Genomic DNA, 24,476 nt, shown 5'->3' on the forward strand with positions numbered 1-24,476 from the left:
GTAACCGCTTTCGACTCACGGGTGAGCAGCATGTGGTGGAGCAAAGGAAAGGCACGTAACACAACACCAGGCGCTAAAACCCTGGCGACACCCATGATCATGTTCCTCGAACCGCGCATGCTGTTTGACGGCGCGGTCGCCGCCACCGTGGCCGATGCGGCCCAGGCCGACAGCCATGCCACCGCCGACGCGGCGGCCAAGGCGCCGACGGCCGAGCATGCCACCGCCAGCAAAGACACCCATGCACAATCCGAAGCGCCCGCTACGCCGGCGCCCGTGGCCGTGCCAGGGCAGACCGTGGTGTTTGTCGATGCGCGCGTCAAAGACTCCGCCGACTTGCTCAAAGGCGTCGCTCCCGGCACCCAGGTGGTGCAACTGGACGCCAGCAAAGACGGCCTGCAACAGATCGCCGACTACCTGGGCAGCCACCAAGGCGTGAGTTCGGTGCAGATCATCGCCCACGGTAATTCGGGCGATTTGTGGTTGGGCAGCACCTACCTGTCGGCCGATAACGTCACGGCCCGCAGCGCGGTACTGGCGCAGATCGGCCAGGACATGAACGCCGGCGGCGATATCCTGATTTATGCCTGCAACACCGCCGAGGGCGACAAAGGCATCAGCTTTGTCGACTCGTTGGCCAGCCTGACCGGGCGCGATATTGCCGCCTCCAGCAACCGCACTGGCACGGGCGGCGACTGGACACTGGAGGTTGCCACCGGCTCGATCGAGAGCCACACGGCGCTGTCGTACCAGGGGATGTCGGGTTATCAGTACAGCCTGGCGACGATCACCGTGACCAACGGCGCCGACAGTGGCGTCGGCTCGCTGCGCGCGGCCCTGAGCAGTGCAGTGGCGGGCGATACTGTCACGTTCAGCACCGCAGGCATGACGGTCAACCTCAACACGCAGTTGGTGATTTCCAAGAACCTCACCATCGAAGGCGATCTGGACCATAACGGCACGCCCGATGTGACCATCAGCGGGCAGTACAAGACCCAGGTGTTCACGGTCAATTCGGGGGTTACTGCGACCCTGGACGGCCTGGTCATTACCAAGGGACTGATGGCGGGTAACGGCGGCAATGGCGGTAGCGGGACTACTGCAAGCAATTTGCTGGGCGCGGGGATCAGTAACTTCGGCAACCTGACCTTAAATAACGTCAGCGTGACCGCGAATGCCGCCTCGGGTGGCGGCGGCGGTGGTGGCGTGGCCGGTGGCGACGTCGGCGGTGCCGGTGGCGGTGGTGGTGCTGTAGGCGGCGGCAACGGCGGGCACGGTGGTATTACCGGCAGCGGAACCGGTGTCTACGCCGGCACGGCAGGCACCGCCAACCAGGGTGGCGCGGGCGGTGGCTATCGCACCATGGGCGGCAACGGCGGCTCGAGCACCGGCGGTGCCGGCTCTACTGGCATCTACGGTTACACCAACGGTTCCGTAGGCGGCACGGCGGCCTCTGGCGGCTTGTCGATCGGCGGTGGTGGTGGTGGCTCCGGCTGGAATGGTGCCGGTGGCAGGGGCGGCGCAGCGGCCGGCGGTATCTACAACGCCAGCGGCGCCACCTTGACCATCGTCGGCACCAGTTCGATTACCGGCAACATCGGCGCCGGCGGCGGTGGTGGCGGCGGCTCGGCGAGTGGCAGCGGCACGGCGCTGAACGGCGGTGACGGTGGCCTGGGTGTCGGTGCCATCTGGAACAAAGGCAATGTATTGATCACGGCGAGCAACTTCGCAGCCTTAGGTGGCGCGGCCAACAGCGGCGCCAGTGGCAACGGTGGCTCGTCCACCGCCGCCGTGGCCGGCAATAAACCGACAGCAGTCAACGGCCTGTACAACGATATTGGCGGGACCGCGAACACTGCTTACGACCCGGCACCGACCGCCACCATCGTGGTCAGCAACGCCGCCCAGCACATCGGCAGCACCTCACTGGTGACCATTACCTTCAGCCAGGCGGTGACGGGCTTTACCAACGCCGACCTGACAGTTGCCAACGGTACTCTGGGCCTGGTCAACACCAGCGACGGCGGTATCACCTACACGGCAACTTTTACACCTAATGCCAGCGTCACCAGCGCCACCAACCACATCGTTCTCGACAACACCGGTATCAACAGTGTGGCGACAGGCATGGCGGGCACTGGCACCACCTCGTCCAACAACTACACCGTCGACACCACACGGCCGACCGCGACTGTCGCAGTGGTCGCGCCTACCCTGAGCACCACGGTCAACTCAACGGTCAATATTACTTTCAGCGAAGCTGTATCCGGTTTCAGCCTGGCCGACATGACGGCCACCAACGGTACATTGAGCAACCTGGCCACCAGCGACAATATTCACTGGACCGCTACCCTGACGCCGAACGCCGGCAACACCAGCAGTGGCAACGTGGTGACGCTGGACAACGCTCTCTATACCGACGTTGCAACCAACGCGGGCACCGGCACTACCACCTCCAATACTTATGGCATCGACACGTTGCGGCCGACCGCCAGTATCGTGGTGGCCACTACCGCGCTGAACATCGGCGGTACATCCCTGGTGACCGTCACCTTCAGCGAGGCCGTCACCGGCCTTACCTCGGCTGATTTTACTGTTGCCAACGGCACCGTCAGCGGGCTTGCCAGCAGCGATGGCGGCGTAACCTGGACCGGCACACTTGCGGCCACCGCCGGCATCACCGACACCACCAACGTGATCACCCTGGCCAACAACGGCGTCAGCGACGCGGCCGGTAACACCGGCACCGGCACCACCGACTCCAACAACTACGTCATCGACACGCAGCGGCCTACCGCAACCATTGTGGTCGCTGACAACGCATTGAAGCTCGGCGAAACCTCGCTGGTGACCATTACCTTCTCCGAAGCGGTCACAGGTTTCACCAATACCGACCTGACCATCGCCAACGGCACCTTGACCGCCGTGAGCAGCAGCAACGGTGGCATCACCTGGACCGCGACCTTTACGCCAACCAGCAACATTACCGATACCACCAACCTGATCACCCTGGATAACACCGGCGTCAGCGACGGGGCCAGCAACATCGGCACGGGCAGCACTAACTCCAACAACTACGCGATCGACACGCAACGGCCGACGGCAACGATTGTGCTGGCCGACAATGTGCTGAAAATCGGCGCTACCTCGCAGGTGACCATCACTTTCAGCGAAGCGATCACCGGCTTCACCAACGCCGACCTGATCATCGCCAACGGCACCTTGACGGTTGTGAGCAGCGCCGACGGCGGCGTCACCTGGACTGCGACCTTTACGCCAAACAGCAACATCACCGACAGTACCAACCTCATCACCTTGGACAATACCGGTATCTCTGACCTGGCGGGCAACGCCGGCAGCGGCACTACCGACTCCAACAATTACGCCATCGATACCCAGCGCCCGACCGCGACCATCGTGGTTGCCGAACCGACCTTGAGTGCCGGTGAAACCAGCCTGGTCACGGTGACCTTCTCTGAAGCGGTGACGGGTTTCGACAACAGCGACTTAAGCGTTGCCAACGGCACCTTGAGTGCGGTGAGCAGCAGCAATGGCGGCATCACTTGGGCCGCGACTTTCACACCGACGGTTGGCGTGCGGGATACCACCAACCTGATCACCTTGAACAACAGCGGCGTCAGCGACATTGCGGGAAACGCCGGCACCGGCATGACCAACTCCGGCAACTACACCATCGATACCCTCTTGCCGACCGCCGTCATCATCGTCTCCGACGCCACCCTCAAAGCGGGCGAGACGTCACCGGTGACCATCACCTTCAGCGAAGCGGTGAGCGGTTTCACCAACGCCGACCTGACCGTTGCCAACGGCACCTTGAGCGCGGTCAGCAGCAGCGACGGTGGTATCACCTGGACGGCGATTTTCACGCCGACCAGCAATATCACCGGCACCACCAACCTGATCACGCTGGATAACAGCGGCGTACAAAACGCCTCGGGCAATGCGGGCGCTGGCACCACTGACTCCAACAACTACGCCATTGATACGGCACGCCCGACCGCCACCCTCGTGGTCGCGGATGCGGCCCTCGGCGTCGGCCAGACGTCGCTGGTGACCATTACTTTCAGCGAAGCCGTGACCGGTTTCACCAATGCCGACCTGACGGTCGCCAACGGCACCTTGAGCGCAGTCAGCAGCAGCGATGGCGGCGTGACCTGGACCGCGACCCTCACGCCGACCGCCGGCATCACCGATACCAGCAACGTCGTGCGCCTGGACAATACCGGCGTGCAAGACCTGGCCGGCAACACCGGCAGCGGCACCACCGACTCCAACAACTATGTAATCGACAGCCAGCGGCCCACCGCGACCATCGTGATAGCCGACCCGACCTTGAGTGCCGGTGAAACCAGCCTGGTCACGGTGACCTTCTCCGAAGCGGTGACGGGTTTCGACAACAGCGACCTGAGCGTCGCCAACGGAGCTTTGAGTGCAGTCAGCAGCAGCGATGGCGGCATCATCTGGACCGCGACCTTCACGCCGACGGTCGGCGTTCGGGACACAACCAACCTGATCACCCTGAACAACAGCGGCGTCAGCGATATTGCGGGTAACGCAGGCACCGGTACGACCAGCTCCGGCAACTACACCATCGATACGGTATTGCCGACCGCCAGCATCGTGGTTGCCAATAACGTTCTCAAAGCCGGCGAGACATCCCTGGTGACCATCACCTTCAGCGAAGCGGTCACCGGCTTCAACAACGCCGACCTGACCATTGCGAACGGCACCTTGAGCGCGGTCAGCAGCAGCGATGGCGGTATCACATGGACGGCAAGCTTCACCCCGACCAGCAATATCTCCGACACCACTAACCTGATCACGCTGGATAACAGTGGCGTACAAAACGCTTCGGGTAATGCCGGTGCTGGCACCACCGACTCCAACAACTACGCGATTGATTCCCAGCGCCCAACCGCCTCTATCGTGGTCGCACAACCGACGCTTGCCGTCGGCCAGTCGACTCAGGTGACGGTGACGTTCTCCGAGGCGGTCACAGGCTTTACCAATGCCGACTTGACCCTCGCCAACGGCACCTTGAGCGCGGTGAGCAGCAGCGACGGCGGCATCACCTGGACCGCAATGTTCACGCCGGCTGCCGGTGTCACCGCCACCCGCAACCTGATCACGCTGAACAACAACGGCGTCAACGATCTGGCGGGCAACGCGGGCACGGGCACCACCGACTCCAACAGCTACAGCATCGACACCCAGCCGCCAACCGCCACCATCGTGATTGGCAACCCGCTCTTGACCGCCGGTGGCACCAGCCTCGTTACCGTAACTTTCTCGGAGCCAGTGACGGGGTTCAACAACAGTGACCTGATGGTGGGCAACGGTAGCCTCAGCACAATAACGTCCAGCGATGGCGGGCGCACCTGGACTGGGGTATTTACACCCATCGATGGCATCCAGGCCAACAGCAATGTAATTGCCCTGAATAACTACGGCGTGAAGGACCTTGCCGGCAACGACGGTTCGGGTTGGACCAACTCCAATGTGTTCAACATCCAGACTTCACATCCTACGGCGACGCTCGAGCTCTACGACACGGTCATCGGTAAGGGCGAAATACAGATTGTAACGGTGCGATTCTCCGAGGCGGTGTACGGGTTCAACCTGAGCAGCCTGCAGGCCCCCAATGGCACCTTCAGCCAATTTATCCGTTACAGCGACTCGCTTTACACCGCGGTATTCACGCCGAATGCAAACGTGACAGCCCCCAATAATGTGGTCACCCTGGACACCAGCAGCGTTCAAAACGCCGCTGGCAATAGAGGGGTTGTGAACGCGGTGTCGCCGGTTTTTGCAGTCGATACAGTTATACCCACGTATACCTGGACGCTGTCCGATAAGTTGCTGGAACCGGGCGAGACCGCCACCGTCACCGTAACCTTCTCCGAGCCGGTCACCGGCTTCGACAACCGCGCAATCGTCAACCTGCAAGCGGCCACATTGAGTCCGTTCTACAGCCTCGACGGTGGCGTGACCTGGCAGGCTACATTGACGCCGACGCCGGGCGCGGGTTCCTCGGGAAGCTACCTGATTGGTTTGTCCCTGGCTTACGTCAAAGACTTGGCCGGCAATACCAACTACTCGTTCGATACCAGCTCAATGATCGCTTACACGGTCGACCACACACCGCTCAGTTCCAATGTTTACCTGAGCTCCGAGCGTTTGGCGGTCGGTGGAACGAGCACGGTGTCTATCTACTTCAACAAGGCGGTCAGCAACTTTGACCTGAGCGACCTTAGCGCCGACAACGGCGTGCTCTCCAACCTGCGCACCAATGACGGCGGTATCAGCTGGCAGGCCACGCTGACGCCATTTGCCAATACCACCAGTGCCCAGAACGTGGTGCGGCTCGACAACGCCGGCGTGACCTACTACGGCGGCAGCACCGGCGCAGGTATCACCACTTCGCGCAACTACACGGTCGATACCCAACGCCCGACCTCCACCATCGTGGTCGACAAGACCAGCCTGGGCGGCAGCGAGAAGGCCACAGTGACCATTACCTTCAGTGAAGCCGTTGAGTTCTACAACAGCCCACAGGCGCAGAACGCCTGGCTCAGCGGCCTGAAAAGCGTGGACGGCGGCATCACCTGGACCGCTACGCTCACGCCGCAGCGCTATATCGAAGACACCAGCAACGTGGTGAGCCTGGACAATACCCAGGTGCATGACCTCAGCGGCAACGCGGGCCTGGGGACCAGTACGTCGAACAGCTACGCGATCGATACCCGCCCGGCCACCGCCACGATTGTGGTCGACAAGGCCGAACTCGCCAGCGGCGAAACGGCCAACGTCACGATCACATTCAATGAGGCAGTGTCGGGCCTCAAGCTGGATAACCTGAGTGTCGCCAGCGGCGTGTTGAGCAACCTGAAAAGTGTCGATGGCGGCATCACCTGGACCGCCACGCTGACGCCCAAAGATCATCTGCAGAACTGGTATGACACGGTGGTACTGGATGGCAAAGGGGTAACGGATGCGGCAGGCAACTCGTCAGCCAACACGTATGCCTACTCGAGCTATTTTGCCGTCGATACCCAAGGCCCGCAGGTGTACATCGAAGTGTCGGATACCCAGCTCAAGGCCGGGCAGGGCACGCAGGTGTTCATCTGGTTCAGCGAACCCGTGCGCGGCTTCGACCTGTCCAGCCTGAAGGTGCAGAACGGTAGCCTGTCCAACCTGCAAAGTGGCGAGGGCGGCTACTACTGGACCGCGACCCTGACACCAAACAACAACGTCAATGACAGCAGCAATGTCATCAGTGTCGACAACAGCACGATCCGTGACCTGGCTGGCAACGCCGGTGAGGGCATCAGCCAGTCCAATGCCTATGCCATCAACAGCGTTACGGTCACGGCCGATCCGCTGACCTTGACCGGCGGCGTTACAAGGCCGGTGCTCAACACGACGTACCTGCCGCTGCAACCGGGCATCTTCACCCCGCCCACCGGCAACCTCGGCTCACCGCTGACGTTCGCGCCGCTGTTTGAGCAGCGCGTACTGGGCGACGGCATGCGCCCGCTGGGCGATATATTCATCAACAGCGGCGCCACCAGCCCGAGTTTTATTGCGCAGGTGTTCACCAGCAGCGATAACGTCGGCGACGGTTCCGGCAAAGGCTTTTTAGGCTTTGGCGGCGGCGATGGCGGGGTGTTCGGGTCCAGCACCTTGTCGAGCCTGTTCAACCGTGAAACTGGCGGTGACGACAGCTCACTCAAGGCGTTCGACAGCCAATCGATCAAAGGCCAGGGCGATCCGGCCCATGGGCTGCGCGGCGTCTTTGGCGCGCCAACCCTCGGCCAGCAATTGCAGCAGATCAAAGACACCGAACAACGCCAGGTGATTGACCTGGCGCACGCACTGCAACAAGTCGGCATCAGCGAAATGCAGGCTTGAACACACTAAATCAAGGCGCAGGAACAGGGGCAGTCCACGGATGAAAACAGGTCATAAGTTGTTCGGCGCCAGCTTGCTGGCGCTGGCGATCAGCGGTTGCGCGGTCACCAGTGAGCCGATTGAACGCAGTGTCAGCGAGCAGCGAGCCCGCAGCGATCTGCAAGGCATGTACAAGGACCAGGAGCCGTTGAGTGGCCCGTTGACGCTGCACCAGGCCATGGCCCGTGCAGTGAAATACAACCTCGAAGGCCGTTTGAAAGTGATGGAAGAGGCCCTGGCCAAACGCCAATCGGACCTCTCAAGTTTTGACATGTTGCCGCGCATGGCGTTGTCGGCAGGCTATGCCGGGCGCAACAACACCAACGCCTCCAGCAGCCAGAGCGTGCTCACCGGCACGCAGTCCCTGGAACCTTCGACCTCCCAGGACCGCGACCGTCGCGTAGCCGATTTGACCATGGTGTGGAACGTGCTCGACTTCGGCGTCAGCTACATCAGCGCCAAGCAGCAAGGCGACCAGCGCCTGATCATCCAGGAGCGCCGGCGCAAGGTGATCAACACCATTGTCCAGGACGTGCGCTCTGCGTATTGGCGCGCCGTGGCGGCCGAGCGGTTGCTGGGCCAGATCGACAGCTTGATGGCCCGCGTCGACCAAGCCCAGAGCAACAGCCAGAGCATGAGCGAACAGCGCATTGGCGACCCGGTGCAGGCCCTCGGTTACCAGCGCTCGCTGATCGAAGCCACGCGCCAATTGCAGGAACAGCGCCGCGCTCTTTCCCTGGCCAAGACTGAACTGGCCACCTTGATCAACCTGCCCATGGGCACCGACCTCAAGCTGGCGACGCCGGATAACTACAGCGTGCCTGAGCTGAAGGTCAACCTGGCAAGCCTGGAGCAGGAAGCCCTGGCCAACCGCCCCGAACTGCGCGAGCAGGACTACCAAACCCGCATCAGCGCCGCCGAAACCCGCAAAGCCATGCTGCGCCTGCTGCCTGGCCTGGAGTTCTCGGCCGGTGGGCATTACGACAGCAACTCGTTCCTCACTGACAACCGCTGGGCCGATTACGGCGCCAAGATCACCTGGAACCTGTTCAACGTGATCTCCGCACCCGCCGCCATCGACGTCGCCAAGGCCGGTGAAGAAGTCGCCACCGCCCGGCGCCAGGCGATGTCCATCGCCGTATTGGCGCAAATCTACGTAGCCAACGCCAACTACCAGGACGCCGTGCGCCAGTTCAAGACCAACGACCAGTTGGCCAACATCGACGGGCAAATCCTCACCCAACTGCGTAATCGCCACGAAGCTGCCGGCCTGGGCGAACTCGACCTGATCCAGGGCGAACTCAACACCCTGCAAGCCGACCTGCGCCGCGACCTGGCCTATGCCGACCTGCGCAACGCCTACGGCCAGATCTTCGCCAGCGCCGGGCTCGACCCACTGCCCGAACAACTGGATTCGGACCGCGTACAAGCCATCGCCACCGCCCTGGCCAGCCGCGAGTCGGCGTGGGCTGCCGGCAACATCACCACGCCGGTGCCACGCGCGGTCGTCAAGTAAGCGAGCGGCACTGACGGCGAGTTCCCCTCGCCGTCAGCCTGGCGGGCGCGTGGGCTAGACTCAGGAAAACCACCTTCCAAGGAGCCTGCCATGGAATCGCCTGTGCATAGCTTGCCGTCACTGTTCAAACAGCTCGGCCTGCCGCATGACCCGGTAAGTATCGAGAGGTTTGTGGCGGTGCATTCGCCGCTGAAGCCCGAGTTACACCTCGCGGATGCGTTCTTTTGGACGCCCGGCCAGAAGGCGTTTTTACGCGAAGAAATTCTCGACGATGCGGATTGGGCTGAAGTGGTGGATGAGCTGAATCTGTTACTGCGGGAAGGGCGCGGGGTGTAAGGGCCGATCGTTCCCACGCTCCGCGTGGGAATGCCTCCTGTGACGCTCTGCGTCACCCCTTCAATAGCGGACGCGGAGCGTCCTGGGCTGCATTCCCACGCAGAGCGTGGGAACGATCAAAATCCAGCGCCGCCTGGATGCTCAGGCCGAACAGCCAGCCTGAAGACAACACTGAACTAAATGTGGGAGCTGGCAAGCCAGCTCCCACAAGTGTTTTGTTCTGCCGCAAATCTAACGTTCTCGCTCAAACGCGCTTTACTTACCCACAAACCCACCATCCATCACAAAAGTGTTTCAAAACTTGACGGCTTTGGATCCATCCACCATATTGATAGTTAGCAAACTAACTGTATGCGAACAATCCAGTGTCCCAAACCCTCGAACAGCTCCATATGAACCTCAGCAGCAGCATGGTGGTGGGCGCCCGTAACTGGCGCAAAATCTGCCAGACCACGCTGGTGAGCTATGGTATTTCCGAAGCCTGCGCCGTGCCGCTGTTGATGATCGGCCGCTTGGGCGACGGTGTGCACCAGGTGAAAGTAGCCCAGGCATCCGGCATGGAAAGCCCGTCGTTGGTGCGCCTGCTTGATCGTCTGTGCCATGACGGTTACGTGTGCCGTACCGAAGACGTCCATGACCGTCGCGCCAAGGCCTTGAGCCTCACCGAGCGCGGCCGCGAGTTGGTGCAGGCGGTGGAAGTGCAACTGGTGCGCCTGCGCCAGGAAGTGCTGGCGGACATCGCCCACGGCGACCTTGAAGCGGCGTTGCGTGTACTGCAGGCCTTCGAGGCGGCTGAGGCGACCTCTTGAACGGATTTTTTACCGGCATGCCGCCGGCCCGCGACTGGTTCTACGGCGTGCGCACCTTCGCCGCTTCGATGATCGCCCTGTACATCGCCATGCTTATGCAAATGCCGCGTCCGTATTGGGCGATGGCCACGGTGTATATCGTCTCCAGCCCGTTTGTCGGCCCTACCAGCTCCAAGGCGTTGTACCGCGCCATCGGCACCTTCATGGGCGCGGCGGCGGCGGTGTTTTTTGTGCCGATGTTTATTCAGACGCCGTACCTGCTGGTGGTGATCATTGCGCTGTGGACCGGCACCTTGTTGTTTTTGTCTTTGCACCTGCGTACCGCCAACAGCTACGCGCTGATGTTGGCCGGCTACACCTTGCCGCTGATCGCCTTGCCGGTAGTGGATAACCCGCTGGCGGTGTGGGATGTGGCCGAAGCGCGTACCGAAGAGATTTTCCTCGGCATTGCTGTGGCCGCCGTAGTAGGCGCAATGTTCTGGCCGCGGCGCCTGATGCCGGTGTTTGATGGCTCGGTGGCCAAGTGGTTTGCCGACGCCCAGGTCTATAGCCAGCGCTTTCTGACCCGTAACGTTGCGCCCGAAGAAATCAGCACCTTGCGCGGCGGCATGGTCGCCACCTTCAACACCCTGGAACTGATGATCGGCCAGTTGCCCCACGAAGGCGCTCGGCCACAGACGGTGCGCAACACCAAGGAACTGCGCGGGCGCATGATTCACCTGCTGCCGGTGATCGACGCGCTGGACGATGCGGTCTACGCGATCGAACACCGCGCCCCCGAGTTTCTCGACCGGTTCACGCCGTTGCTGCAAGACGCCAACGCCTGGCTGGAGAGCACCACCGAGCAAGCACCGCTGGAACGCTGGCGCGTGTTGCGCGACAAGATCGACGCCGCGCAGCCACAGGGCGAAGCACTGGACGACCGCCACACGCTGCTGTTCTCCAACGCCCTCTATCGCCTCGGCGAATGGGTCGACCTGTGGCAAGACTGTCGCAGCCTGCAAGCCGCCATCCAGTGCGAAAGCCAGGACACCTGGCGCGCCGTCTACCGCCATTGGCGCCTGGGCCGGCTCACGCCGTTCCTCGACCGTGGCCTGATGTTCTACTCGGCGTTTTCCACCGTTACCGCGATCATTGTCGCCTCGGTGCTGTGGATTCTCCTGGGCTGGACCGACGGCGGCAGCGCAGTGATTCTGGCCGCCGTGGCCTGCAGCTTTTTTGCCTCCATGGACGACCCGGCGCCGCAGATCTACCGGTTCTTTTTCTGGACCGCCATGTCGGTGCTGTTTGCCAGCCTTTACCTGTTTCTGGTGCTGCCCAACCTGCATGATTTCCCCATGCTGGTGTTGGCGTTTGCGGTGCCGTTTATCTGCATCGGCACGCTCACGGTGCAGCCGCGTTTTTACCTGGGCATGCTGCTGACGCTGGTGAACACCTCCTCGTTTATCAGCATCCAGGGCGCCTACGACGCGGACTTCCTCAACTTCGCCAACGTCAACCTGGCCGGGCCAGTGGGCTTGCTGTTCGCCTTTGTGTGGACGCTGGTCGCACGGCCGTTCGGCGCCGAACTGGCGGCCAAGCGCCTGACGCGTTTCAGCTGGCGCGACATCGTAACGCTCACCGAGCCTGCAACCCTGGCCGAACACCGCCACATGGCTGTGCAAATGCTCGACCGCCTGATGCAGCACCTGCCGCGCCTGGGCCTGATCGGCCAGGACACCGGCAGCGCCCTGCGCGATTTGCGCGTGGCGCTGAACCTGCTTGACCTGTTGGCCTACGCGCCACGCATCTACGGTGTGCCACGGGTGCTGCTCAACCAAGTGGTGGAAGGCGTGGGCGGTTACTTCAGGGCCTGCCTTAAAGCGGGTGAACGCTTGCCCGCGCCCAGCGGTCTGCTGATGACCCTCGACCGCACGCGCCGCGCCCTCAACGGGCAAGGCCTGCAAGACGAAGATGACACCCGCCTGCATCTGCTGCACGCACTGGCCGGCCTGCGCCTGTCGTTGCTGCCCGGCGTGGAATTTATTGGCGGCACCGAAATGGAAGCGCCGCTGCCTGATGGAGCGCCTTTATGATCGGTGATCTGGATATCAGCGGGGTGTTCCTGCCCACGCTGCTGGTGCTGATGGGCATTACGTATGTGTTGTTTCTGGTGGTGCACGGGTTGTTGACGCGCATTCACTTCTATCGCCTGGTCTGGCACCGGGCATTGTTCAATGTGGGGCTCTACGCGCTGTTACTGGGCGCCGTGGACTCACTCAGTCGATACCTCATGACATGAAAAAACCTTTTTTGACCATCGGCCGTGTCGTCCTGACGTTATTGATAGTGACCTTCGCTGTCGTCGTTGTGTGGCGCATGGTCATGTACTACATGTTTGCGCCCTGGACCCGTGACGGGCATATCCGTGCCGACATCGTGCAGATCGCCCCGGACGTGTCCGGGCTGATCCAGCAAGTCGACGTGCGCGACAACCAGTTGGTGACCAAGGGCCAGGTGCTGTTCGCCGTCGACCAGGACCGCTTCAAGCTGGCCCTGCGCCAAGCCCAGGCCGCCGTGGCCGACCGCCAGGAAACCCTGGCCCAGGCCAACCGCGAGTACAAGCGCAACCGTGGTTTGGGCAACCTGGTGCCGAGCGAACAACTGGAAGAAAGCCAGTCCCGCGTGGCCCGTGCCCAATCGGCCCTGGCCGAGGCGCAAGTGGCCGTGGACGCCGCCCAGCTCAACCTTGACCGCTCGGTGATCCGCAGCCCCGTGGACGGTTACGTCAACGACCGTGCACCGCGCAACCAGGAATTCGTCACCGCCGGGCGCCCGGTGCTGTCGGTGGTGGACAGCAACTCCTTCCACATCGACGGTTATTTCGAAGAGACCAAGCTCGACGGTATCCACGTCGGCATGGCCGTGGATATCCGCGTGATCGGCGACAACGCCCGTCTGCGTGGCCATGTGCAGAGCATCGTCGCCGGTATCGAAGACCGCGACCGCACCAGCGGCTCCAACCTGCTGCCCAACGTCAACCCGGCGTTCAGCTGGGTGCGCCTGGCCCAGCGGATTCCAGTGCGTATTGCCTTTGATGATGTGCCGGCGGACTTTCGTATGATCGCCGGACGCACGGCCACGGTGTCGATCATCGGCGATAAGGTCAAAGACGGAGAAAAACCATGAAGCAGCTGCTGGCAACCGCTGCGCTGGGTTTGCTGCTGTCGGCCTGCCAAGTGGTAGGCCCGGATTACAAGCTGCCGGAAACGTCCGCCATCAACCGTGGCGACCTGCAAGGGCAGCTCGCGGGCGAGGGCAACAACGTGGTGTCGGCGCCGGTGCCGGCCGATTGGTGGAAGCTGTACAACGACCCGCGCCTGGATGAGCTGGTGCGCCAGGCCATGGCCTCCAACACCGATTTGCGCGTGGCTGCCGCTAACCTGCAACGCGCGCGTTTCCAGACCCAAGAGGCTGAATCCGCAGGCGGTTGGAGTGCTGGCGCCAAGGCGGAAGCCCAGCGCCTGCAGGAATCGGGCGAAGCGTTTTTGCTGACGGAGAAGGTCCCGGTGGCCAACATCGGCAGCGCCAGCATCAGCACGTCCTACCAGTTTGACCTGTTCGGCACCTTGCAGCGTGGCATCGAGAGTGCCCAGGCCAGCACCGACGCGGCCCAGGCCGCCGCCGATATTGCGCGCATCACCCTGGTGGCAGATGTGGTGCGCTCCTACACCCAGGTGTGCGCGGCCAATGAAGAGCTGGCGATTGCCAATGAGTCGCTCGACCTGCAAGGCCAGAGCACCAAGCTCACCCAGCGCCTGCGCGACGCCGGGCGCGGTGACGAAACCCAGGTGACCCGCTCGCAGACCCAATACAAATCCTTGCGCGCCGAGATCCCGCGCTATCAAGCATCGCGTCAGGCGGGTTTGTTCCGCTTGTCGATGCTGCTGGCCAAACCGGTGGACCAACTGCCCGCAGGCACCGGCACCTGCGCCGAGCTGCCGCATATCGCCCAATTGCTGCCCGTGGGCGACGGCGCAGCACTGCTCAAGCGCCGCCCCGACGTGCGCCAGGCCGAACGCCAACTGGCGGCTGCCACCGCCCGTATCGGCGTGGCCACCGGCGCGTTGTACCCGGACATCAGCATCGGCGCCACGGTGGGCACGGTCGGCATTCTTGACGACCTCGGCACACCAGCGACCAATCGCTGGGGCTTTGGCCCGCTGATCAGCTGGACTGTACCGACCAACGGCGCGCGTGCACGTATCCACGAAGCCGAAGCCGCGACCCAGGGCGCCCTGGCGCACTTTGATGGTGTGGTGCTCAATGCCATCCGCGAAACCCAGACCGGCCTTGCGCAATACACCGCGCAACTGCAACGCCGCGACGCCCTGGCCGACGCCGGTGCGTCCGCCAAGGAAGCCTCGGAGCAGACGCACCGCTTCTTCCAGGCCGGCCGTGCCTCGTTCCTGGCCGACCTGCAGGCCACTCGCACCTACACCGATGTACGTGCACAGCTGGCAGCGGCCAACACGCAAGTTGCCATGAGCCAGATCGATCTGTTCCTGGCCTTGGGCGGCGGTTGGGAAAGCGGACGAACGCAGGCGTCACAACCCGGCAAACCCTGAGCGAAAAGCTATGCTTTGACAGGCGGGCCACCGTGAGGCCCGTCTGACAAAGTTCGCGTTTGCTCATGGGGATTCCAATAATGAAAAACCCTTATGCTCCCGCTTTCTGGTGCGTGCTTTTCGCACTGGTGTTGCTATCGGCTGCCTATTTCTACGGCGTCATGCTTGCCCACCAACTCGACAAGGCCATGGTGTTTCTCGATAGCGCCTGTCTGGTGATCGGCACGTTGTCCATCGGCGTGGTGGCCTGGGCGTCCTATCAAAATCAACGGGTGAAGAAAAAGCTGCTTCAACAAGGCAAGACCCGCGTGGCGATCTGGGACACCAAGGTTGCTCTGCGCCGCGTCGAAACCGTATTCGACCGCTATTTCTGGGGCAGCTACTGGCAGCCCGGGCGTACTTTCCAGGAAGTCATGGGCGAGCTCACCGGCACGCCGCTGGAAAAAAGCCTCGAGGCCCTGAAAAAACAATGTGTGCTGCTCGACCAACAGGTCGCCGACGGTAGGCATTGGCTCAATAACGCCCGGGAATTGTCCGACGTGGCTACGCAAATGGCGCGGGAACGCTACCAGCTGGACTTCTGCGACCCCAAGGCCGATACCCCCAGCAACACAGTGATACACCGCGAGTTTGAGGTGTTGGTGTACACCTGGACCGCACGCTTGAAGAGTTTCGATCACCAACTCGATGAGGTTGAATTGGAATACTCGTGAACCAACCGCTGACCTGACCTCTCTGAAAAGCTGGGCCGTTATCGGCCGCCAGTGCTAATCTTCCCCCGTTTTCGGCGGGCTTGAGCCAACCCCTTCGGGGTTCAAGGAAGACAGCCCACTTCTCACAGGATTTGATCAGGTCACTTCATGAATAAGCCAGCAGTTGTTTTCTTGGGTTTCGTTGTCGCCGTCGGCGCCATTAGTGCAGGCGGCGCCTGGTACACCGGTAAGCAACTGGAGCCGGTGCTGCAAACTGCCATCCAGAACGCCAACAAAGAACTGAAGACCTCTATGGCCGGCGTCGATGGCACGGTGAACCTGGAGCTGGTGTCCCTGGATCGTGGCCTGTTCAGCAGCACCGCGCACTACCGCCTCAAAGGCCAAGGCAGCGTGTTCGGTGAAGAAAACCCGAACCCTGAGCTGCTGTTCGTCGACCATATCGAACACGGCCCGCTGCCGTTCTCGCGCCTGGTGACGCTGAAGTGGCTGCCGGTCATGGCCACCAGTCACTATGCGCTGGAAAAGAACGCCACCACCGAAAAATGGTTCGCCGCCAGCAAAGACGTGTCGCCGCTCAAAGGCGTGGCCAATATCGGCTACAACCGCTCGGTCGACGGCAACGTCGAATTGCTGCCACTGGACATCAAGGACGACAAGTCTTCGGTGAGCTTCTCGGGCGCCAACCTGGACTTCGACAGCAGCGCCGAAGGCCAGAAGGTCAAGGCCAGCGGCTACATGAACAGCCTCAAGGTTGCCGTGATCGACGCCAATGGCCAGCCGCTTGAAGCCGAACTGTCCGGCCTGACCGTGGCCAGCAACCTGGAAAAATCCACCTTCGGTTTCTACACCGGGCAAAACACCGTTGAGCTGACCGACACAAAAGTCACCTTCGGCCCGCAGAAAGCCGTGCTGACCCTCAAGGGTTTCGAGCAAAAAGACACCAGCGAAACCAAGGACAACAACCTGGCAGGCCGCGTTGACTACAAGATCGACGAAATCGGCTACCAGGGTAAACCTGTAGGTTCGGCCGCCATGGCCCTGAGCATGAAGAACATCGACATCCCTTCGATGCTGGTGCTGACCAAGCTCTACCAGGACAAGATGCAGCCGGTGCAAGCCGCCGCGGCTGCCGGCCAACCGGTGCCTGAGCTGCAACTGACCGAAGCCGAGCAGACCCTGGCCGAGGCCAACGTCAACCAGGTGCTGGCCGCCAAGCCGCAAGTGGCAGTGGAAAACCTGTCGCTGAAAACCACCCACGGTGAAAGCAAATTCAACCTGGTGGTAGACCTGACCAAGCCCACCTCGATGGAATTGCCACCGGTTGAGCTGGGCAAGCAGGTTATCGCGCTGCTGGATGCCAACCTGACCCTGTCCAAGCCGATGATCGGCGACGTCGCTGCCCTGCAAGCGGAAGTGGGCGGTGTGACCGACCCTAAAGCCATCGAACAGCAATCACAGATGGCGGCCGAGATGGTCAGTGGCATGGCCGTTGGTACTCAGTTGGCAACCCTGGTGGGTACTGACGTGGTTTCCAAGCTGCACTACGCCAACAACGAAGTGACGTTTAATGGCCAGAAGATGACCGTGGAGCAATTCATTGGCTTTGTGATGGCCAAAGCGGGTGCGGTCAGCGGCGCGCAGTAAGATTTCTTACATCGGTAAGAAATAATTATTGGAGGCGTGGGTTTACCTGAAGCGGCAGTCAAACAACCGGCATACAGGCCGGTTGTGGCTGCTTAGCTCAGGCAAGCCTTGGCCTCCATTGGTTTTTCTGCGGTTGGATAATTCTGAACAATTGTTCTGATTTGGGCATTTCCCTACTTTCCTAAGAGATAGTTCCTACAGGAAAGCTAGGCCGGGTCACGAGACGCCGGCACCCTGATGCGTTTTGCTCAGGACCACCTATCGTTATAGCTTTCCGTGTGTAAGGAAGCTCACGATATGCTGCGAACACTACCCACCAGTGCTTCAGGCCGGTTGCGCCTGCTCGTTGGGGCCGCCTTATGCAGCCAATTGCTGACGCCCAGCCTTGCCTTCGCCGACCCAGCCTATGACGCGCTGATTATCCAGGCGCGTAACGGCAACTTCACTCCCGCGCTGACCCAATTGCGCCAACTGCCGCCTGAACGCCAGACACCTGGCCAGATCAGCGATCACCTGGTGATTGCCGGTTGGGCAGGGCAAGACGCCGAAGTGTTGAAGGTCTACGAGGCCCAAGGCAAAAATCGTAACCTCACCACCCAGGCGCTGGCCACGGTGGCGCGCACTTATCGCAACCAAAAGCAGTGGCCGCAGGCTCTGGCGGTTTATCAGCAAGCGCTGGTGCGTGAGCCGGGCAATGTCGACCTGCAGCTGGGCCAGGCGCTGACCCAGGCCGACGGCGGCCAGGCCACGACGGCCGTGCAGCGCTTGCGCGCACTGGTGGCGGCGCAACCCAATGACCCCAACCGCCGCATGGCCCTGGGTTATGCGCTGACCCGCGCAGGCTTGAACTACGACGCCTTGTTCGAGTTCGACCAAGCCTTTACTCGCGCCGGTGACAAGCCTGAAGTGGTCCGCGAATACATCGTCGCCCTGCAAAAGGCCCGCCTGCCGGAGCCGGCGCTGCGCCTGTCGGCCAAACATCCGGGCCTGCTCGACGCGGTGACCCAGCGCCGCCTCGAAGGTGACCTCGCCGCCGAGCGCGTACGCATGGCCGAGTTCGCCACCCGCACCGAAAAAGAACGCTACGTGGTTGCCGACCGCGCCCTCAATGACTACGACAAACTGCTCGCGCGCTGGACCCCGGACCCAAGTGCCCATGATGATGTGGTGCGCTGGCGTATCGACCGCCTGGGTGCTCTCAAGGCGCGGGCACGCACCGCCGATGTGATCCGCGACTACGAAACCCTCAAGAGCGAAGGCGTGCAATTGCCGACCTATGCCCTGCGTTGGGTCGCCGCGTCTTACCTCGACCAGCGCTTGCCGGAAAAAGCCGAGCCGTTGTACCGCGAGGTGATCAGCGCTGCCGATGCCGAACCCGATGATCGGGTCGAAGACACCACGGCCTTGTTCTACACCTTGCAGGAAAGCGACAAAGGCGCCGACGCGCGCGAAGTCGCCAACAGCCTCGCCACTAGCCAGAAACCTCGAGTCGAACTCAAGGGCTTGCCCATTGGTAACCCCAACGACGCCTGGATGGACGCGCAACAGCTGTCGGCCCAGGCCGGCGTCTACGGCGGTGACCTGCCGGGCAGCGAAGCCGGGCTGGACGCTTTGGTGGCCAAAGCCCCCGGCAATGTCGGCCTGCGCCTGGCCCAGGCCGACATGTACCGCGCCCGCGACCTGCCACGCCGCGCCGAGGGCATCCTCAAGGAAACCGAAGCCCAGACCCCGCGGGATATCGGCCTGGAAGTCAGCCAGGCCTACACTGCCATGGACCTGCAGGAATGGCGGCAAATGGACGTGCTCACCGATGACGTGCTGGCCCGCAACCCGGACAGCCGCCAAGTGCAGCGCCTGAGCCGTCTGCGGGATGTACACGACATGGCCGAGCTGCGCGTGGAGGCCTACACCGGAAAAAGCTACGGCGGCGGCAATAACAACAACGCCGGCGCAGTGGCCGGCAGCCGTGACTGGGGCATCGAAAGCGTGCTCTACACGCCGCCTATCGATGAAGACTGGCGCCTGTTCGCCGGTGCCGGCTACGCCACCGCCGATTTCAGTGAAGGCACCGGCCAACACCGTTGGCAGCGCGTCGGTGTGGAGCGTCGCACCCGCGACATGACCCTGGAAGCCGAAGTGTCCAACCACTCCTACGGCTATGGCTCCAAGCAGGGTGCGGCCGTGTCGATTGCCCGCGACATCAACGACAACTGGCAGTACGGCGGCAGCCTCGGCTACCTGCTGACTACCACGCCGCTGCGAGCGTTGAATGCCGATGTCACCGCCAACGGCGGCAGTGGCTTTATTCGCTGGCGCGCGAATGAAAGCCGCGAGTGGAAACTGGCCCTGAGCCCGTCCCACTTCAGCGATGGCAACAACCGCTTCGAAGCCGTACTGACTGGCCGCGAGGGCGTCTACAGCGCGCCCGGCGTGCAGGTAGACCTGGGCCTGGAAGTCGGCACCAGCCACAACACCAAAGAAGACACGGTGTACTTCAACCCCAAATCCGACTTCACCGTGTTGCCCACGGTCACGGTCAATCATGTGCTCTATCACCGCTACGAGACTCAGTGGAGTCAGCAGTTCCAGCTCGGTGCAGGTACGTACAGCCAACGGGATTATTCCACCGGTGGCGTCGGTTTGATCGGCTATGGCCAACGTTTTCGCTGGAACGATGTACTGGACGTGGGCGCCAACCTGAGCCTGATCAGCCGACCTTATGACGGTGATCGCGAACGCGATCTGCGCTTGCTCGTCGACCTCACTTACCGTTTCTAAAAGAGCCTGACCATGACCGTCCTTTGCCGTTGCTTGTTGGTCCTGGGTGTAATGCTGGCCAGTGCCTGTGCCCAGCAACCCGCGCCTTTCACTCCACCCGCCGAGCGGCCGATACTGGCCAACGAAGCGCCGTGGCCGAAAAACCATTTCCTGGGCATCGCCTACCACGATGTCGAGGATCGCGACCCCGACCAGGCGGTGGTGGCGGTGCGCACCGAGCGTTTGATCGAACAACTGGCGTGGTTGCGCGAGAACGGCTACCAGGCGGTCAGCGTCGACCAGATCCTGGCGGCACGCAACGGCGGCCCCGAGTTGCCGCCCAAAGCCATCATGCTCAGTTTCGATGACGGCTATTCCAGCTTCTACACCCGCGTGATGCCGATTCTGCGTGCCTATCACTGGCCAGCCTTGCTGGCGCCGGTGGGGTATTGGATCGATACGCCGCTCAATCAACCGGTGGACTTCGCCGGCTCGCCGCGCCCACGTGGGGAGTTCCTCACCTGGCAGCAGATTCGTGAAGTGTCGCAGTCGGGCCTGGTGGAAATCGCCGCACACACCGACAACAACCACAAAGGGATTTTGGCCAACCCCCAGGGCAACCTGGAGCCGGCGGCGACCAGCCTGCGCTTTGACCCGGCCACCGGGCGTTATGAAGACCAAGCCAAATTCGATGCGCGCATGCGGGCTGATGTCGCGGCGATCACTAACAAGATCCGCAGCGTGACCGGCAAGGCGCCTCGGGTGTGGGTGTGGCCTTACGGCGCCGCCAAAGGCACCTCGCTGGCGATTGTCGGCGAGCAGGGCTACCAGATGGCGCTGACCCTGGAAGACGGCCTCGACAGCCTCGGCAACCTGATGAACAGCCCGCGCTTCCTGGTGGCTTCGGACCCGGACGGCGAGCATTTCGCCAATAGCATGGTGGCCGTGCAAACCCAGGCACCGCTGCGGGTGCTGCACGTGGACCTCGACAACGTTTACGACCCCGACCCGGCCCAACAAGCGCGCAACCTCGACCAGCTTGTACAACGTGTGGTGGACATGGGCGCGGGCACTGTATTCCTGCAAGCCTTCGCCGACCCCAAAGGCGACGGCCTGGTGCACTCGCTGTACTTCCCTAACCGCCACTTGCCGGTGCGCGCCGACCTGTTCAACCGCGTCTCCTGGCAGTTGCACACCCGTGCCCACGCGGCTGTGTATGCCTGGATGCCGGTGCTGAGTTTCGCCCTCGACCCCAAGCTGCCGCGTGTGACCCGCTGGGACCCGCAAACCGGCCAGGTCGGCACCGACCCGGACCAATACAAACGTTTGTCGCCGTTCGACCCGCAGGTGCGCAAGATCATCGGCGAGATCTATGAAGACCTGGCGCGCAACAATGCCATCGACGGTGTGCTGTACCACGACGACGCCGTGCTTTCCGACTTCGAAGACGCCAGCCCCGCTGCGCTCAAGGCTTATGCCGCCAACGGCCTGCCGGGCAGCATTGCCGCGCTGCGTGCAGACCCTGCAGTGATGCAACGCTGGACGCGCTTCAAGAGCCGCTACCTGATCGACTTCACCAACGAGCTGACCGCCAAGGTTCGCGCCATCGGTGGTCCACAAGTGGCGACCGCACGCAATATCTTTGCCGAGCCGATGCTCAACCCGGCCAGCGAAGCCTGGTTCGCGCAGAACCTCGACGACTTCCTCCAGGCCTACGACTGGACTGCGCCCATGGCCATGCCATTGATGGAAGGCCAGGAGCTGAAAACCTCCAACGCCTGGCTGGAAAAACTCGTCGCCACGGTCAAGGCGCGCCCCGGCGCGCTGGAAAAAACCGTGTTCGAGCTGCAAGCCAAAGACTGGCGGACCAAAGAAGCGCCGGATATCAATGGCGCGCAGATGGCCGAATGGATGGGCGTGCTCAAACGCCAGGGGGTCAAGAGCTTTGGCTACTACCCGGATAACTTCCTGGAAAATTCGCCGGACCTGAAGACAGTTCGTCCGGCCCTTTCCAACCAGTGGAACCCTTGATCATGTTCGACAGAATCCTGGCTTTATTCGTGTTGGCGTTGGTGTTGGGTGTGCCCCTGGGCCTGATCTTCCTGGTCACCGGGCAGTTCCTGATGGACTTCGTGTTTTTCTACCCGCTGTTCATGTCGGCGCTGTGGATCGCCGGCGGGCTGTACTTCTGGCTGCACTGGGAGCGGCATTGGCCGTGGAAGGAAGACACGCCGGCGCCGACCCTGGCCGGCAACCCGCTGATCTCGATCATCATCCCTTGCTACAACGAGGGCGATAACGCCGCCGACACCATTCATGCGGCCCTGAACCAGCTGTACCCGAATATCGAAGTCATCGCCGTCAACGACGGTTCCAAAGACAACACCGCTGCCGTGCTCGACGCCCTGGCCTTGCAACACCCACGCCTGCGTGTGCTGCACCTGGCGCAAAACCAGGGCAAGGCCGTGGCCTTGCGCATGGGCGCCGTGGCGGCGCGCAGTGAGTACCTGGTGTGCATCGACGGCGATGCCTTGCTCGACAAAAACGCAGCGGCCTACATGGTCGCGCCGATGCTCGACAACCCGCGCCTGGGCGCCGTGACCGGCAACCCACGCATCCGCACGCGTTCAACCTTGATCGGCCGGGTGCAGGTGGGCGAGTTCTCCTCGATTATCGGCTTGATCAAGCGCACCCAGCGCGTGTTCGGGCGGATCTTCACGGTGTCGGGTGTGGTGGTGGCGTTTCGCAAGAAGGCGCTGGACCGCATCGACTACTGGTCCACCGACATGATCACCGAAGACATCGACGTGAGTTGGAAGCTGCAACTGGACCACTGGGCGATCTTCTACGAGCCTCGTGCCCTGTGCTGGATCCTCATGCCCGAAACCGTAGGCGGCCTGTGGAAACAGCGCCTGCGTTGGGCCCAGGGCGGCGCCGAGGTGCTGTTCAAGAACATCCGAGGCATCTGGCAATGGCGCCATCGCTACCTGTGGCCACTGCTGTTCGAGTACTGCCTGTCCACCGGCTGGGCCTTCACCTTCCTGCTCTCGGTGATCTTCTGGGGCGTGGGCAAGTTCGTGGTACTGCCGCAGGCGATTGCCGTGGATTCCCTGGTGCCACCGGCCTTTACCGGGCTGGTATTGGCAATGGTGTGCCTGCTGCAGTTCGCGGTGAGCATCCTGATCGACCGGCGCTATGAAAAGGACCTGTGGAAAACCCTGTTCTGGACCGTGTGGTACCCGATGGTGTTCTGGCTGGTCAGCCTGCTCACCACCCTGGTCAGCTTTCCCAAGGTGCTGTTCAACCAGCACCAGAAACGCGCGCGCTGGGTCAGCCCGGACCGCGGCATCAAACCCAGTGAAGAGGAGGCGTGACCATGAAGCTGGTCAGAACTCGCCAAAACACCGTGATGTGGATCATCGACGTGCTGCTGACGCTGCTGGCGTGGGGCGGGCTGATCTGGCTGCTCGCGCGTGGTATCGGCGCCATGTTGGAAACCCATGGCGGCCCACGTATTGAGGCGCCGATTTTCGCCGCGCTCAACACCTTGCAGATCTACCTGTGGATCGCCTTGTTCAACGCAGTGATCCTGATCAGTTGGGCGCGCTATCAGCAACGCCGTGGGCGCAAGTTCGCCCAGCGCCGCGCCGAAGCCAATGCGCTGAGCGACAAAAACCTGAGTGAGAGTTTCAATTTGGGCGACGGCCACCTGGAGCAGTTTCGCAAGCCGGGCGTGCTGGTGATCCACAACGACGAAGACGGCGGTGTCGAGGATGTGAAGTCCCACGTCTCCCGCGACGTGGAGCGCCCCGGCCTGACCCTGGTGCCCGGCGCGGAAAAAGGCAAAGACGCCGTCTAGAAAATCCAAAGACACCAAAGATCCCTGTGGGAGCTGGCTTGCCTGCGATAGCGGTGGGCCAGCAACCAATCAATACCTGACACGCCGCCATCGCAGGCAAGCCAGCTCCCACATTCCATCTGCGTCGCTTGGAATTCCGATAAATGGGATCCAATTCACAAAAACACCGCGAACTTTTCGCTATTCCCCTGCACTAACCTAACTCGGCAAGTAGTTGATGGCTAAATAATGGCATTTGCTAAATTGTTTGCCGAATTAATATCA

General features: G+C 62.0%; 14 protein-coding genes. All 14 read left to right on the forward strand.

The window, feature by feature from the left end; translation table 11 throughout:
* Positions 1 to 30: 30 nt before the first annotated feature.
* Complete coding sequence (locus HX790_RS13400; RefSeq protein WP_176991657.1) at positions 31 to 7,932, forward strand: Ig-like domain-containing protein; 7,902 nt, start codon at positions 31 to 33, stop codon at positions 7,930 to 7,932.
* A 40-nt stretch (positions 7,933 to 7,972) separates the two neighbouring features.
* Complete coding sequence (locus HX790_RS13405; protein WP_017136601.1) at positions 7,973 to 9,487, forward strand: TolC family protein; 1,515 nt, start codon at positions 7,973 to 7,975, stop codon at positions 9,485 to 9,487.
* A gap of 90 nt (positions 9,488 to 9,577) precedes the next feature.
* Positions 9,578 to 9,823: a DUF2789 domain-containing protein gene (locus HX790_RS13410; RefSeq protein WP_017136600.1), complete on the forward strand. Its 246-nt coding sequence runs from the start codon at positions 9,578 to 9,580 to the stop codon at positions 9,821 to 9,823.
* A 392-nt stretch (positions 9,824 to 10,215) separates the two neighbouring features.
* On the forward strand, positions 10,216 to 10,632 hold the full coding sequence (locus HX790_RS13415) for a MarR family winged helix-turn-helix transcriptional regulator (protein ID WP_017136599.1): 417 nt from the start codon (positions 10,216 to 10,218) through the stop codon (positions 10,630 to 10,632).
* On the forward strand, positions 10,629 to 12,707 hold the full coding sequence (locus HX790_RS13420; protein WP_176991658.1) for an FUSC family protein: 2,079 nt from the start codon (positions 10,629 to 10,631) through the stop codon (positions 12,705 to 12,707). The genes HX790_RS13415 and HX790_RS13420 overlap by 4 nt, the downstream gene beginning before the upstream one ends.
* Complete coding sequence (locus tag HX790_RS13425; RefSeq protein WP_016969155.1) at positions 12,704 to 12,913, forward strand: DUF1656 domain-containing protein; 210 nt, start codon at positions 12,704 to 12,706, stop codon at positions 12,911 to 12,913. Before HX790_RS13420 ends, HX790_RS13425 begins: the two co-directional genes overlap by 4 nt.
* Complete coding sequence (locus tag HX790_RS13430) at positions 12,910 to 13,800, forward strand: efflux RND transporter periplasmic adaptor subunit (protein WP_017136597.1); 891 nt, start codon at positions 12,910 to 12,912, stop codon at positions 13,798 to 13,800. Before HX790_RS13425 ends, HX790_RS13430 begins: the two co-directional genes overlap by 4 nt.
* Positions 13,797 to 15,239: an efflux transporter outer membrane subunit gene (locus HX790_RS13435; protein ID WP_138449628.1), complete on the forward strand. Its 1,443-nt coding sequence runs from the start codon at positions 13,797 to 13,799 to the stop codon at positions 15,237 to 15,239. The genes HX790_RS13430 and HX790_RS13435 overlap by 4 nt, the downstream gene beginning before the upstream one ends.
* Before the next feature lie 80 nt (positions 15,240 to 15,319).
* A complete protein-coding gene (locus HX790_RS13440) occupies positions 15,320 to 15,952 on the forward strand; it encodes a hypothetical protein (protein WP_026013660.1) in 633 nt (210 codons plus the stop codon).
* Positions 15,953 to 16,099: 147 nt separating this feature from the next.
* Positions 16,100 to 17,596, forward strand: coding sequence for a YdgA family protein (locus HX790_RS13445; protein ID WP_176991659.1), 1,497 nt, complete (start codon positions 16,100 to 16,102; stop codon positions 17,594 to 17,596).
* Positions 17,597 to 17,893: 297 nt separating this feature from the next.
* Complete coding sequence (pgaA, locus tag HX790_RS13450) at positions 17,894 to 20,374, forward strand: poly-beta-1,6 N-acetyl-D-glucosamine export porin PgaA (protein ID WP_017136593.1); 2,481 nt, start codon at positions 17,894 to 17,896, stop codon at positions 20,372 to 20,374.
* Between the two features lie 12 nt (positions 20,375 to 20,386).
* Positions 20,387 to 22,384: a poly-beta-1,6-N-acetyl-D-glucosamine N-deacetylase PgaB gene (pgaB, locus tag HX790_RS13455; protein ID WP_017136592.1), complete on the forward strand. Its 1,998-nt coding sequence runs from the start codon at positions 20,387 to 20,389 to the stop codon at positions 22,382 to 22,384.
* A gap of 2 nt (positions 22,385 to 22,386) precedes the next feature.
* A complete protein-coding gene (gene pgaC / locus HX790_RS13460; RefSeq protein ID WP_017136591.1) occupies positions 22,387 to 23,727 on the forward strand; it encodes a poly-beta-1,6-N-acetyl-D-glucosamine synthase in 1,341 nt (446 codons plus the stop codon).
* A gap of 2 nt (positions 23,728 to 23,729) precedes the next feature.
* Complete coding sequence (gene pgaD, locus HX790_RS13465; protein WP_017136590.1) at positions 23,730 to 24,212, forward strand: poly-beta-1,6-N-acetyl-D-glucosamine biosynthesis protein PgaD; 483 nt, start codon at positions 23,730 to 23,732, stop codon at positions 24,210 to 24,212.
* Positions 24,213 to 24,476: the final 264 nt, after the last annotated feature.

It is taken from the genome of Pseudomonas sp. IPO3747, assembly GCF_013385245.1.
Classification (GTDB): Bacteria; Pseudomonadota; Gammaproteobacteria; order Pseudomonadales; family Pseudomonadaceae; genus Aquipseudomonas; species Aquipseudomonas edaphica.

Coding starts and splice junctions, on each gene's coding strand:
- HX790_RS13400 (WP_176991657.1), top strand. CDS start 31: ATGTGGTGGAGCAAAGGAAAGGCACGTAACACAACACCAGGCGCTAAA.
- HX790_RS13405 (WP_017136601.1), top strand. CDS start 7,973: ATGAAAACAGGTCATAAGTTGTTCGGCGCCAGCTTGCTGGCGCTGGCG.
- HX790_RS13410 (WP_017136600.1), top strand. CDS start 9,578: ATGGAATCGCCTGTGCATAGCTTGCCGTCACTGTTCAAACAGCTCGGC.
- HX790_RS13415 (WP_017136599.1), top strand. CDS start 10,216: ATGAACCTCAGCAGCAGCATGGTGGTGGGCGCCCGTAACTGGCGCAAA.
- HX790_RS13425 (WP_016969155.1), top strand. CDS start 12,704: ATGATCGGTGATCTGGATATCAGCGGGGTGTTCCTGCCCACGCTGCTG.
- HX790_RS13430 (WP_017136597.1), top strand. CDS start 12,910: ATGAAAAAACCTTTTTTGACCATCGGCCGTGTCGTCCTGACGTTATTG.
- HX790_RS13435 (WP_138449628.1), top strand. CDS start 13,797: ATGAAGCAGCTGCTGGCAACCGCTGCGCTGGGTTTGCTGCTGTCGGCC.
- HX790_RS13440 (WP_026013660.1), top strand. CDS start 15,320: ATGAAAAACCCTTATGCTCCCGCTTTCTGGTGCGTGCTTTTCGCACTG.
- HX790_RS13445 (WP_176991659.1), top strand. CDS start 16,100: ATGAATAAGCCAGCAGTTGTTTTCTTGGGTTTCGTTGTCGCCGTCGGC.
- pgaA (WP_017136593.1), top strand. CDS start 17,894: ATGCTGCGAACACTACCCACCAGTGCTTCAGGCCGGTTGCGCCTGCTC.
- pgaB (WP_017136592.1), top strand. CDS start 20,387: ATGACCGTCCTTTGCCGTTGCTTGTTGGTCCTGGGTGTAATGCTGGCC.
- pgaC (WP_017136591.1), top strand. CDS start 22,387: ATGTTCGACAGAATCCTGGCTTTATTCGTGTTGGCGTTGGTGTTGGGT.
- pgaD (WP_017136590.1), top strand. CDS start 23,730: ATGAAGCTGGTCAGAACTCGCCAAAACACCGTGATGTGGATCATCGAC.